11 protein-coding genes are annotated in these 11,721 nt (G+C 73.8%); 8 read left to right on the forward strand and 3 right to left on the reverse strand.

The window, feature by feature from the left end; genetic code table 11:
* Nucleotides 1-45 precede the first annotated feature (45 nt).
* Nucleotides 46-477, forward strand: a complete 432-nt coding sequence (locus ACQPX6_RS20545) for a GlcG/HbpS family heme-binding protein (RefSeq protein WP_433782283.1) — start codon at nt 46-48, stop codon at nt 475-477.
* A 62-nt stretch (nt 478-539) separates the two neighbouring features.
* On the opposite strand, the gene ACQPX6_RS20550 is transcribed toward ACQPX6_RS20545, so the two are convergent.
* Nucleotides 540-1,553, reverse strand: coding sequence for an ornithine cyclodeaminase family protein (locus tag ACQPX6_RS20550; protein WP_433782284.1), 1,014 nt, complete (start codon nt 1,551-1,553; stop codon nt 540-542).
* A gap of 176 nt (nt 1,554-1,729) precedes the next feature.
* Between ACQPX6_RS20550 and ACQPX6_RS20555 the strand changes: the two genes are divergently transcribed.
* Entirely contained in the window at nt 1,730-2,359 is a 630-nt protein-coding gene (locus ACQPX6_RS20555; RefSeq protein ID WP_433782285.1) for an OmpA family protein, read from the forward strand.
* 10 nt (nt 2,360-2,369) lie between these two features.
* On the opposite strand, the gene fdh is transcribed toward ACQPX6_RS20555, so the two are convergent.
* The gene (fdh, locus tag ACQPX6_RS20560; protein ID WP_433788311.1) at nt 2,370-5,624 is read right to left on the reverse strand and encodes a formate dehydrogenase; all 3,255 of its coding nucleotides are present in this window, start codon (nt 5,622-5,624) and stop codon (nt 2,370-2,372) included.
* 200 nt (nt 5,625-5,824) lie between these two features.
* On the opposite strand from fdh, the gene ACQPX6_RS20565 reads away from it, so the two are divergent.
* The 4 genes from ACQPX6_RS20565 to ACQPX6_RS20580 all read left to right on the forward strand — a co-directional run bounded on the left by ACQPX6_RS20565 (nt 5,825) and on the right by ACQPX6_RS20580 (nt 8,873).
* On the forward strand, nt 5,825-6,166 hold the full coding sequence (locus ACQPX6_RS20565; RefSeq protein WP_433782286.1) for a YrhK family protein: 342 nt from the start codon (nt 5,825-5,827) through the stop codon (nt 6,164-6,166).
* A 94-nt stretch (nt 6,167-6,260) separates the two neighbouring features.
* Nucleotides 6,261-6,488, forward strand: coding sequence for an acyl carrier protein (locus tag ACQPX6_RS20570; protein WP_433782287.1), 228 nt, complete (start codon nt 6,261-6,263; stop codon nt 6,486-6,488).
* Between the two features lie 104 nt (nt 6,489-6,592).
* The gene (locus ACQPX6_RS20575; protein WP_433782288.1) at nt 6,593-8,020 is read left to right on the forward strand and encodes a dihydrolipoyl dehydrogenase family protein; all 1,428 of its coding nucleotides are present in this window, start codon (nt 6,593-6,595) and stop codon (nt 8,018-8,020) included.
* 160 nt (nt 8,021-8,180) lie between these two features.
* Complete coding sequence (locus ACQPX6_RS20580) at nt 8,181-8,873, forward strand: hypothetical protein (RefSeq protein WP_433782289.1); 693 nt, start codon at nt 8,181-8,183, stop codon at nt 8,871-8,873.
* 79 nt (nt 8,874-8,952) lie between these two features.
* Here the strand turns inward: ACQPX6_RS20580 and ACQPX6_RS20585 are convergent, their stop codons facing one another.
* Entirely contained in the window at nt 8,953-9,969 is a 1,017-nt protein-coding gene (locus tag ACQPX6_RS20585) for an NAD(P)-dependent alcohol dehydrogenase (protein ID WP_433782290.1), read from the reverse strand.
* Between the two features lie 91 nt (nt 9,970-10,060).
* On the opposite strand from ACQPX6_RS20585, the gene ACQPX6_RS20590 reads away from it, so the two are divergent.
* Together ACQPX6_RS20590 and ACQPX6_RS20595 are read left to right on the forward strand one after the other, a co-directional pair.
* Nucleotides 10,061-10,696 carry a DUF47 domain-containing protein gene (locus tag ACQPX6_RS20590; RefSeq protein ID WP_433782291.1) on the forward strand — a complete coding sequence of 212 codons (636 nt, stop codon included), beginning with the start codon at nt 10,061-10,063 and terminating at the stop codon, nt 10,694-10,696.
* A gap of 1 nt (nt 10,697) precedes the next feature.
* Entirely contained in the window at nt 10,698-11,702 is a 1,005-nt protein-coding gene (locus ACQPX6_RS20595; protein ID WP_433782292.1) for an anion permease, read from the forward strand.
* The last annotated feature ends 19 nt before the right edge of the window (nt 11,703-11,721 follow it).

Genomic DNA, 11,721 nt, shown 5'->3' on the forward strand with positions numbered 1-11,721 from the left:
GGTGCCCGGGGTGAGGCGCGGGGCCGGCGCGGGTACGGGGCCGCCATGAGCATCTCCCTCGAGCAGGCGCAGAGCATCGTGTCCGCCGCGCTGGCCCACGCCCGCGCCCAGGGCTTCAAGCCGCTCACGGTCGCCGTGCTCGATCCCGGTGGCGCGCTGGTGGCGCTGGGGCGCGAGGACGGGTCGGGGTTCCTGCGCCCGGACGTCGCGACGGCGAAGGCCTACGGCGTGCTCGGGCTGGGGATGGACAGCCGGGCGATCGCGGCGCGCGCCGCGGACTCGGCGGAGTTCTTCACCTCGGTCGCCGCGCTCTCGGGCGGCAAGGTGTTCTCGGTGCCCGGCGGCGTGTTCATCCACGACGACGCCGGGACGCTGCTCGGCGCGGCGGGCGCGAGCGGCGACGCCTCGACCGCTGACGAGGAGGCCGTCGTCGCCGGCATCCGCGCCGCCGGCCTCACCCCGCGCACGGGTGCCTGACGGCATGTGAGCACTTCTTGGTGCTCCGGCACCAAGAAGTGCTCACGTGCGCGGAGCGCACCTCACGGCTCCAGCACCGTGCCCAGGTCGCGGGCGAGGGCGACGTCGTGCACCGCGGCGGCGAGGGCGACGTCGAGCACGCCCATGCCGAACGGGTTGCTGAGCACCACGTCGGTCGGTGCCGCCCGCCCCGGGTGCGCGCCGGCGACGACGTCGGCGAGCGTGGCGTCGACGGTGCGCGCACCCGGGCGCGTCTCCCCCGGCGCCGCCAGCGTGCCCTCGCGCAGCATCCGCCCGAGCAGCCGGCGGTCGTCGGCGGCGACCAGCGCCCAGTCGTCGACGACCACCAGGTCGGCGCCCGTGACCACCTCGGGCAGCACGTCGTCGAGCGAGACGTGCGCGACCAGCGCGCCCGGCGCCAGCCAGTCCAGCGCGAGGTAGCCGGTGGTGGTCGTCGTGGTGCAGACGACCAGGCCGGCGCCGTCCACGGCGGTGCGCGGGTCGTCGGCCACCTCGGCCCGCCGGCGGGCGGCCAGCGCCCGGGCGCGCGCGGGGTCGAGGTCGTGCACCACCACCGAGGCGTCCGGGAGCTCGACGTCGAGCAGGTCGAGGTGCGACTCGGCGAGCGCGCCGCAGCCGAGCACCGCGATCCGGTCGACGCCCGGCGCCGCGAGCAGGCGCGCCGAGAGCACCGTGTACGCCGCGGTCCGGGTGGCCGAGATCCACGCGGCCTCGAGCATGGCCACGGGCCGGGCGGTGTCCGGGTCGAACAGGAACGTCCACCCCTGCGCGCGCGGCAGCCCGCGCGCCGGGTTGTCGAGGCTCGAGTTGATCACCTTGAGGCCGACGGCGGGCCGGTCGCCCCACACCGCGCCGGGCAGGGCGAGGCTGCGCGCGAAGGCCCCGGACGCCGTGTGCCACGGCAGGTACGCCTCGTCGGGCAGCGTCGTCGCCCCGCGGGCGTGGGCCAGCAGGGTCGCCTCGACGCTGGCCACCGGGTCGACGTCGGCCGCCGCGGCGAGGACGTCGTCGCGGCGCAGCACGCGCAGGGCCGGCTCGGCGCTGGGGATCACCACGGGCGGCCATGCTCCCTCATGTGCGTGATCTTCTGAGCTATAGCTCAGAAGATCACGCACGTAGGCCGTTCGACCCAACGACCGCGGCGCCGTCCGGCCCCTTCTCGTCCGGGCACGGGCGAGTCGGGGACAGAACGGGCACAGTGCGTCGAACCCCGGAGGAGGTGGGCGCAGCCGTGACCGGCGGAGGCGGCGGACTGCACCGCGGGCGTGTCACCGACGGCGCCGGCGGGGCCCACTGGTGGGGCGGCCGGGGCCCCGCGGGCGGCGGGAGCCATTCCCGCACCGGCGGACGTCGCCGGCTCCTCGCGCTCGTCGCGCTGCTCGCACTGCTGCTCGCCGGCGGGGTCGCCGCCGTGGTCTCGCTGACCGGTGGCGGCGAGGCGCCCCCGGCCGCCGCGGCGCCCCCGCCGAGCCCCGCCGCGGCCCCCACCGGTGCCGCCGGCGCCGCCACCGATCCCGCCGTCCTCCAGCAGACCCTCGACGACGTCACCGCCACGAGCCCGGTCCGCTTCGCCGCCGACGCCACCGAGCCCACCGCCGAGGGCGCCGCCGCCGTCGAGCGCCTCGCCGCCGCCCTCCGCGCGAGCCCCGGCCCGGCGGTCACCGTCGAGGGCCACTCCGCGCCGGTCAGCGACGGCGGCGGCCGCGGCGTGCGCCTGTCCGAGGAGCGCGCGGCCGGGATCGCGCGGCGCCTCGAGGCCGCGGGCGTCCCGGCCGCCCGCCTGCGGGTGGTCGGCGTCGGCCCGGCCCGGCCGCTCGCCACGCTGGAGGAGAGCCGCCGGGTCGAGCTGCGCGTGGGGTGAGGCGTGACCCTCAGCTGATCAGGCCCGCCCGCCGCCGGTAGCCGTCGACGAACCGCAGCAGGTCCTCCCCGCGCGGGCGCCGCCCGGCGACGACGTCGCAGGTCCCGGTCTTGGTGTCCATGATGTGGACGTTCGGGTCCAGCGAGATCCCGATGATCTCGTTGGCCGCGTCGCCGGTGACCAGCCCGTTCGGCCCCCAGTGCCACGGCAGGCCCACCTGGTGGATGGTCTCCCCGGCGATGCGCAGCGGCTTCATCCGCTCGGTGACCACCACCCGCGCCTCGATGGCGCTGCGCGCGGTGACGATCGTGGCCCACCCCGTGTGCTCCAGGCCGCGCTCGGCGGCCAGCGCCGGCGAGACCTCGACGAACATCTCCGGCGCGAGCTCCGCGAGGTACGGCGTCCAGCGGCTCATCCCGCCCGCGGTGTGGTGCTCGGCGATGCGGAACGTCGTGAACGCGTACGGGAAGACCTCCGAGCCCGGCTGGTGGTCCGACGGGTTGTAGAGGTTGTCGGGCCGCTCGAAGCGCTGGCGGGCCGGGTTGGACCGCGTCTCCGGGTGCAGCGCGTTGCGGGTCGGGGCCTCCTCCGGCTCGTAGTGCACCGGCATCGGCCCGTCGGCCAGGCCCGTCGGGACGTAGAGCCACACGCGGCCGTCGGCCTGCATGATGAACGGCTCGTTCCCGGCGATCGCGTCCTGCGCCTCGGCGCCCTCGGGCGGGCGGTACGACGGCGGCTTGTCGGGCTCGAAGTCCGGGACGTCGTGCCCCGTCCACCGCCCGGCCTCCTCGTCCCACCAGACGTAGGCCTTGCGCTCGCTCCACGGCCGGCCCTCGGGGTCGGCCGAGGCGCGGTTGTAGAGCACGCGCCGATTCATCGGCCACGCCCAGCCCCACTCGAGCGCCGCGATGCTCTCGCCGCCCCCGGGCTTGCGTCGCGCCGCCTGGTTGATGCCGTCGGCGTACACCCCGGAGTAGATCCAGCACCCGCACGCCGTGGACCCGTCGTCCTTGAGCGCCGTGTAGCCCGACACCGGGTCCCCGTGCTCGTCGACGCCGCTGATCTCCTTGAGGACCTCGTGGGCGTCCGGGTCGCCGTGCACGCCCTCGGTGGGGTAGTCCCAGGTCAGGTTCCGGATCGGGATGTCCCGGGCGAGCTCGGAGTCCGCCAGCTTCGCGCGGATGCGGCGGCCCAGCTCCCAGACGAACCACAGGTCGCTGCGGCAGTCGCCCGGCGGCTCGACGGCCTTGTGCCGCCACTGCAGCAGCCGCTGGGTGTTGGTGAACGAGCCGGCCTTCTCGATGTGCGTGGCCGCCGGGAGCAGGAAGACCTCGGTGTCGATGTCCTCGGTGCGCATCTCGCCGGTCTCGATCTCGGGCCCGTTCTTCCAGAACGTGGCCGTCTCGATCTCCTGGAGGTCGCGCACCACGAGCCACTTCAGCGCGGCGAGGCCCTGGCGCTGCTGCTTGGAGTTGGTGGTGCCGACGGCGGGGTTCTCGCCGAGGACGAGGTAGCCCTCGCAGTGCCCGTCGATCATGTTGAGGACGGTGGTGAACGTCGAGTGGTCGCCGGAGATGCGCGGCATCCAGTCGAAGCCGTAGTCGTTCTCCCGCGTCGCGTGCTCGCCGAACCACGCCTTGAGCAGGCTGACCACGTAGGCGGGCATGTTGCCCCAGAAGCCCTTGGTGGCCGAGTCCGCCGCCAGGTACTCGGCGAGGTGCATCTCCTTGTGCGCGTTCGGCATGGGGATGTAGCCGGGCAGCAGGTCGTAGAGCGTCGGGATGTCGGTCGAGCCCTGGATGGTGGCGTGACCGCGCAGCGCCATGATCCCGCCGCCCGGGCGCCCGATGTTGCCGAGCAGGCCCTGGAGGATCGACGCGGCGCGGATGTACTGGACGCCCACGGTGTGCTGCGTCCAGCCCACCGAGTAGATCCACATGGTGGTGCGCTCGCGCCCGGAGTTGGCGCAGATCGCCTCGGCCACCTGCCGGAACTGCTCGGCGCTCATGCCGCAGACCTGCGACACCATCTCCGGGGTGTAGCGGGCGAAGTGGCGGCGCAGCACCTGGTAGACGCACCGCGGGTGCTGCAGCGTGTCGTCGCGGTGCGGCTCGCCGGAGAACGTCGCCCCGCCGGAGCCGGCGCCCTCGGCCTGGCCGAGCAGGTGGGCGATGCGCTGGGTCTCCTGAGTGTCGGCCACCCGCGACCAGTCGTCGCGGTGACCCGACGCCGCCGCGACCTCGGCGCCCTCGTACTGCCAGGTCGACGTGTCGTACGAGCGCGTCTCCGGGTCCCAGCCCGAGAACAGGCCGTCGTCGTCACCGGCGTCGACGAAGTCCTCGCGCACCAGCATCGGCGCGTTGGTGTAGGCGAGGACGTACTCGCGGAAGTCCCGCTCGTTCTCCAGCACGTAGCGGATCAGACCGCCGAGGAAGGCGATGTCCGTGCCGGGCCGGATCGGGACGTGCGCGTCGGCGACCGCGCTGGTGCGCGTGAACCGCGGGTCGACGTGGATGATCTGCGCGCCGCGGGCCTTGGCCTCCATCACCCACTGGAAGCCGACCGGGTGCGCCTCGGCCATGTTCGAGCCCTCGAGCACCACGCAGTCGGCCTGCGCGATGTCCTGCTGCGTGTTCGTGGCGCCGCCGCGACCGAAGCTGGTCCCCAGACCGGGGACGGTGGAGCTGTGTCAAATGCGCGCCTGGTTCTCCACCTGGACGGCGCCGATCGCGGTGTAGAGCTTCTTGAGGAGGTAGTTCTCCTCGTTGTCCAGCGTCGCGCCCCCGAGGTGCGCGAGCCCGAGCGTGCGGTTGAGGACGCGGCCCTCGTCGTCGGTGTCCTGCCAGGTGCGGGCGCGGGTGTCGACGACCCGGTCGGCGATCATGTCCATCGCCGTGTCGAGGTCGAGGTCCTCCCAGTCGGTCCCGCCCGGGCGGCGGTAGCGCACCTTCGTGACGCGTGACGGCGAGGTCACCAGCGACAGGCTCGACGAGCCGCGCGGGCAGAGCCGGCCGCGGCTGATCGGCGAGTCGGGGTCGCCCTCGATGTGGGTGACGCGCCCGTCCTTCGCGTAGACCCGCTGGCCGCAGCCGACGGCGCAGAAGGGGCACACCGAGCGGGTCACGGTGTCCGCGTCGGCGGTGCGCGCCCGCCACTGGTCGGAGTGGGCGGACTCGACGGCGGCGCCGCGACCCAGCGGGTCGGGGCCGGTCAGCTGGCGGACCAGGGGCCACGAGCGCACGAGGTCGGCCGCACGGCGGGACAGGCTCACGGCAGGCGCCTCCGGGATGTCCGGGTGGTGGGGCGCCGGCTGCGTGGGGTGAACCGACGCGCACACGGTCGCACCGGAGCAGGGCCCCCCGCAAACGCAGGGACGAGTCCGTGTCGTCGGGTTTGACGGGACGCCGTATCACCCAACTTGCAGGGTCGCCGCGGGACACCACCTGCGGGGGATGGGAGGGCACGATGAGCCAGGACACGAGCAACCAGGCCGAGGACACCGAGGACCAGCAGGACCCGGATGCCGGCCACGAGGGCGACTCCATCACCATCTCGCTGGGCAACGAGGAGATCGTGCTGCGCCAGCGCTACGAGCTGCTCAGCATCCTCAACGACATCGGGATCTTCCTCTTCTTCACCGTCGGCAGCATCGCCTTCTACTGGCACGAGCTGTTCAACGTCGGTGTGACGCTGTTCGTCATCGGCAGCGTGCAACTCGGGTTCCGGCCGATCCTGCGGTTCTTCCGGCGCGTGCAGCTGCGCAGCCTCACCAAGGGCATGCCGCACGAGGTGGCCAGAGACTTCTGATGCACCGGTGGCGTGCGCCTCGCACCGGGTACGCCTGTGTCCCGAGTTGAGCGAGCAGCCCGGAGGACACGCACGACCATCCGTGGAGGCAGCCATGGCCACCGGAGAGACCGGATTCGACGACGTCACCTTCGACCTCGTCTCCGTGCAGTACCACGCGCTGAAGGCCGGACACGACTACGGCCAGTACGTCCGCGACGCCGAGAACGCGGGCCTGAACGAGGTCGCCGACTTCTTCCGCACCGTGATGAGCCAGGACTCGGAGCGTGCGCACCAGTGCCACCAGTTCCTGGCGCAGCTCACCTCGAAGACCGGCAGCTGACCGTCCCACGTGCGTGATCTTCTGGGCTATAGCCCAGAAGATCACGCACGTGTGGGGCGACGCGGGCGTTTCCCCCCGCCGCCGACGGGGGCAGGCTGACCCGCATGAGCACCCAGGAGATCGACGTCGTCGTCCTCGGCGCCGGGCCGGCGGGCGAGAACGTCGCCGACCGCGTCATCCGCGCCGGGCTGAGCGTGGCCGTCGTGGAGTCCGAGCGCGCCGGGGGTGAGTGCTCGTACTGGGCGTGCATCCCCAGCAAGGCCCTGCTGCGCCCCGTCGAGCTGCGCGCCGCCGCCGAGCGCATGCCCGGCGTGCGCGAGATCGTCGGGGACCGCGTCGACGTCGACGCCGTCCTCGCGCGGCGCGACGAGTTCGTGCACGGCTTCGACGACTCCTCGCAGGCGGACTGGATCCACAGCACCGGCGCGCTGCTCCTGCGCGGCCGGGGGCGCCTCGCCGGCGACCGCCGCGTCGAGGTGGACCACGCCGACGGCAGCACCACCACGCTCGCGGCCTCCCGCGCGGTCGTCGTCGCCACCGGCAGCGTGCCGACCATGCCGCCGGTCGACGGGATCGACGACGTCGGCGCGTGGACCAACCGCGAGGCCACGTCGGCCGGCCGGGTCCCCGCCTCGATGATCATCCTGGGCGGCGGCGCGGTCGGCTGCGAGCTCGCCACGGCCTGGCAGCGCCTCGGCTCGTCGGTGACCCTCGTCCAGCACGGCGAGCGCCTCCTGCCCACCATCGAGCCCTCGGCCGGCGAGCGCGTGCTCTCCTCGCTGCGCGACGACGGCGTCGACGTGCGGCTCGGCACCTCGATCCGCGCGGTGCGCCGCGACGGATCGACCGTCCACGCCACGCTGGACGACGGGAGCGAGGTCGGCGCCGACGAGCTCGTCGTCGCCGCCGGGCGCCGCCCCGGCACCGCGGGCCTCGGTCTGGACACCGTCGGGATGCGCGACGGCGACGTACTCGCCGTCGACGACACGACGCTCGTCTCGAGCGTCGACGGCGACTGGCTCTACGCCGTGGGCGACTGCACCGACCGCGCCAAGCTCACGCACATGGGCAAGTACCAGGCCCGCGCGTGCGCCGACGTCATCGTCGCGCGCTCGAAGGGCGAGACCGCGGGCCTCGGCGAGCGCTACGCGAAGACCGCCACCACCGCCGAGCGCACCGCGGTGACCCAGGTGGTGTTCACCGACCCGCAGGTCGCGGCGGTGGGGCTCACCGAGCAGGCCGCCCGCGACGCGGGGCTCGACGTCGAGGCGGTCAGCTACGACATCGGCAACACCGCCGGCGGCTCGCTGCAGGCCGACGGCTACTCGGGCCTCGCGACGATCGTCGTCGACCGCGAGCGCCGCGTGATCGTCGGCGCCACCCTCGTCGGCCAGGACGTCACCGACATGCTCCACGCGGCGACGGTGATGGTGGTCGGCGAGGTGACCCTCGAGCGGCTCTGGCACGCCGTCCCGTCGTTCCCGACCATGAGCGAGGTCTGGCTGCGCCTGCTGGAGGGCTACGGGCTGTAGAGGCCACGGTTGCATCGGCGTCCCACTGGATAGCCCCGGGGCACCGGGTTGAGCGACCAGCCCTCCTGCGGCGGCCCGCCACATCGGTGCCCGGCCGCCCGCCGATCTCGGGACCTCCTCCGCGACGGTCCCCTGTGTCCCCGAACGGTTAGGGAGCCCCATGAGCACGCGCAACACCGTCCTCCACGCCCTGCACGACGTCGGTCTCGCCGCCTGGTTCGGTGGCTCGCTGTTCGGCCTCGCGGGCCTCAACGCCGCGGCCGAGGAGTCCGGCGACCGCCAGACGGCCGACCGCGTGTCCAGCATCGGCTGGGCCAAGTGGAGCCCGGTGAACTTCCTGGCCATCGGCGCGCACGTCGTCGGCGGCGCGGGGCTGCTGGCGGAGAACCGCAAGCGCGCGGTGGCGCAGAAGGGCCACGCGGGCACCGTCAACGCCAAGCTCGCCCTGACGATCGCCGCGCTCGCCGCGTCCGGCTACACCCGCCTCGTCGGCAAGAAGGTCGAGGACGCGGTGATCCACAACGCCGGCGGCGTCTCGTCGTCGACCACCTCGCCGGTGCCCTCGGGCACCGCCAAGCAGGGCGGCGACAGCGGCCCCGGTGAGGCCGTGCGCGAAGCCGACAAGCGCGTCGGCCAGACCGTCAGCTCGGTGGCCGAGTCGCTGCCGGCCGACGTCGCGAGCGCCAACCGCCAGCTGCACGCGCTGCAGTACGCGATCCCGGTGCTCACCGGCGCCATCGTGGTGCTCTCGGCGCAGGCCGCCGAGCAGCAGCGCCCGGGCGACCAGGTCCGCGGCATCGCCCGCCGGGCCGGCGAGGTCGTCAGCAACATCGCGTCCTCCGCGGCGGCCTGAGCCCCGCTCCGCACGGCTACTGGCACGGTTACTGGCTCGTATCCCTCGCTCAGCGAGGGATACGAGCCAGTAACGCGTCTCAGCCCGGACGCACGACCGCCTTGATCGACTCCGGGTCGCGGCGCGCGGCGAGCAGCGCGTCCTCCGCGCCGTCGAGGTCGTGGTGCGAGGTGACCATCGCGTCGAGCCGCACGGCCCCGGACGCGGCCAGCGCGATCGCCGCCGGGTAGACGTGGGCGTAGCGGAACGTCCCCTTGAGCACCAGCTCGCGGGACTGCACCACGTCCAGCGGCAGCGTCAGCTGCGCGCCGGTGCCCACCAGCACCACCGTCGCCGCCGGCGCGGTCGCGGCGATCGCGAGGTCGACCGCGGCCTGCACGCCGGTGCACTCCAGCACCACGTCCGCGGGACCGATCGCGTCCTCGCCCTCCTGGGCCGGGTCGACGACGGCGTCGGCGCCGAACTCCTGCGCCTTCTCCCGGCGCCGCGCCACCGGATCCGAGAGCGTGACCCGCGCCGCGCCCCGCGCCTTCGCCACCTGCAGACACAGCAGCCCGACGGGCCCGCCGCCGCTGACGAACACCCGCGTGCCCGGCCCGATGTCGGCCTTGCCCGCCGCGTGCACCGCGACGGCCAGCGGCTCGATCATCGCCGCGGCGTCGTCGGAGAGCGTGTCGGGCACCGGGTGCGCGCGGCCCGCGGGCACGACGACGTACTGCGCGAACGACCCGTCGACCGGCGGCGTCGCGAAGAACGCGATCCACGGGCAGAGGTGGTAGCGCCCGCGGGCGCACTGCTCGCAGCGACCGCAGTTGCGCTGCGGCTCGACGGCCACGCGCGTCCCGACGGCCGGCTCCTTGACGCCCTCGCCCACGGCGCTGACCACGCCCGAGGTCTCGTGCCCGAGCACGAGCGGGGCGTGCATGACGAAGCCGCCGATGCGCCCGTGGTCGTAGTAGTGGACGTCGGAACCGCAGACGCTCACCGCCCGCACCTCGACCTGGACCTCGCCGGGGCCCGGCGCCGGCACCGGCCGGGTCTCGACGGTCATGCGCTCGGGCTCCTGGAGCACCGCCACCCGCTGCTGGTCGGTCATCGCGCCAGTCTGCGCCGCGCGGGCGCCCTGTGCAGGTCACCACGTCGGCGGCGGCCCCACCACCCGAGAGGCCGCCGCCTACCATCGCGCGGTGGCCTTCCGCCTGACGCCCCACGAGCGCGGCTTCTATCCGCTGTTCACGCGGGCCGCCGAGAACATCGTGATCGCCGCCGACCTGCTCTCCGAGCTCGTGGCCGCGGACGCGCCGGCACGACCCGTCCTCGCCGCCAAGGTCAAGGACACCGAGCACGACGGCGACACCGTCACCCACGAGATCATGGTCAAGCTGAACTCGACGTTCGTCACCCCGTTCGACCGCGAGGACATCTACCGGCTGGCGTCGTCGCTCGACGACGTGCTCGACGCCGTCGAGGAGGCCGCCGACCGGATCGTGCTCTACCGGCTCGAGGTGCTGCCCGTCGGGATCGCCGCCCAGTGCGAGGTGCTGCGCCGCGCCGCTGCGGCCACCGTCGAGGCGATGCCGAAGCTGGAGAAGGTGGAGCAGCTCGAGTCGTACTGGATCCACGTCAACACGCTGGAGGACGAGGCCGACACGGTCTACCGCGCGCTGCTCGGCGAGCTGCTCGCCCCGCCGGAGGACGCGGCGCCCGCCGACGTCCTCACCGTGCTGAAGCTCAAGGAGGTCGTGGAGGTCCTCGAGCAGGCCGCCGACGCGTTCGAGACGGTCGCCAACACCGTCGAGAGCATCGCGGTCAAGGAGTCCTGACGTGGAGCTCGCCGTGATCGTCGTCGTCGTGGTCACGGCGCTCGTGTTCGACTACACCAACGGCTTCCACGACGCCGCCAACGCCATCGCGACCTCCGTCGCCACCCGCGCCCTCACCCCCCGGGCCGCGCTGCTCATGGCCGCGGTGATGAACCTGATCGGCGCGTTCCTCGGCACCGAGGTCGCCGCCACCGTCGGCAGCGGCATCATCGACCCACCCCAGGGGATCGGCGGGCTGGTGGTGGTGCTCGCCGCGATCCTCGGCGCGATCACCTGGAACCTCGTGACGTGGCGGCTCGGGTTGCCTTCGTCCTCGTCGCACGCCCTGATCGGCGGCCTGGTCGGGGCCGCGCTCGCGGCCGCGGGCACGGTGCAGTGGGACGGGGTCGTCGACAAGGTGATCATCCCGATGGTCCTCTCGCCGGTGGTCGGGTTCGTGCTGGCCGGCCTGCTGATGACCGCGGTGCTCTGGGTGTTCCGCCACGGGCGCCCCCGCCGGGTCACGACCGGCTTCCGCCATGCGCAGACCGTGTCCGCCGCCGCGATGGCGCTCGGGCACGGCCTCCAGGACGCACAGAAGACGATGGGTGTGATCGTGCTGGCGCTGGTGATCGGCGGTTACCACCAGGGCTTCGAGGTCCCGTGGTGGGTCGTGCTGCTCTCGGCCGGCGCGCTGTCGCTCGGCACCTACTCGGGAGGGTGGCGGATCATGCGCACGCTCGGCCGGCGGATCATCGACCTCGACCCGCCGCGCGGGTTCGCCGCCGAGACCACGGCCTCGGCGGTGCTCTACACCACCGCGTTCGCCTTCTCCGCGCCGATCTCGACCACCCAGACGATCACCGCGTCGATCCTCGGCGTCGGCGCCACCCGGCGGCTCTCGGCGGTGCGGTGGAACGTGGCGGGCAACATCGCGATCGCCTGGGTGCTCACGCTCCCCGCGGCCGCCGCCGTCGGGGCGCTGGCGTTCTGGCTCCTGCACTGGCTGGTGGGCGCGGCCGGCTGACGGCGGGGCGCTCACGAGA

This window comes from Actinomycetospora sp. CA-101289, from assembly GCF_050955895.1.
GTDB lineage: Bacteria > Actinomycetota > Actinomycetes > Mycobacteriales > Pseudonocardiaceae > Actinomycetospora.

What these genes read in the sequence shown, in the direction of transcription:
- ACQPX6_RS20570 (WP_433782287.1), top strand. Translation starts at nt 6,261, where the DNA reads ATGGCCACCGGAGAGACCGGATTCGACGACGTCACCTTCGACCTCGTC.
- ACQPX6_RS20545 (WP_433782283.1), top strand. Translation starts at nt 46, where the DNA reads ATGAGCATCTCCCTCGAGCAGGCGCAGAGCATCGTGTCCGCCGCGCTG.
- ACQPX6_RS20585 (WP_433782290.1), bottom strand. Translation starts at nt 9,969, where the DNA reads ATGACCGACCAGCAGCGGGTGGCGGTGCTCCAGGAGCCCGAGCGCATG.
- ACQPX6_RS20565 (WP_433782286.1), top strand. Translation starts at nt 5,825, where the DNA reads ATGAGCCAGGACACGAGCAACCAGGCCGAGGACACCGAGGACCAGCAG.
- ACQPX6_RS20580 (WP_433782289.1), top strand. Translation starts at nt 8,181, where the DNA reads ATGAGCACGCGCAACACCGTCCTCCACGCCCTGCACGACGTCGGTCTC.
- ACQPX6_RS20575 (WP_433782288.1), top strand. Translation starts at nt 6,593, where the DNA reads ATGAGCACCCAGGAGATCGACGTCGTCGTCCTCGGCGCCGGGCCGGCG.